Below are 220 nucleotides of genomic sequence, written 5' to 3' on the forward strand. Positions count from 1 at the left end.
TATAATCTTCTTCTTTAATTAAATCTAAATTGTTTTATTAAATACTTTGCTATAATTTTTATTTTTTAATAATTTTATAGATTATATATATTTTATGACAGATCATTTTAAAGCAATATTTAAAACAGATCTTAATAGAAATCTCAATTTTACTGAAGAAACTATTGAAATTTTAGATAATAAAATTTCCATATATGATGATAATAAAAACAAAATAATA

The sequence above is a fragment of the Candidatus Nanopusillus massiliensis genome (assembly GCF_920984865.1).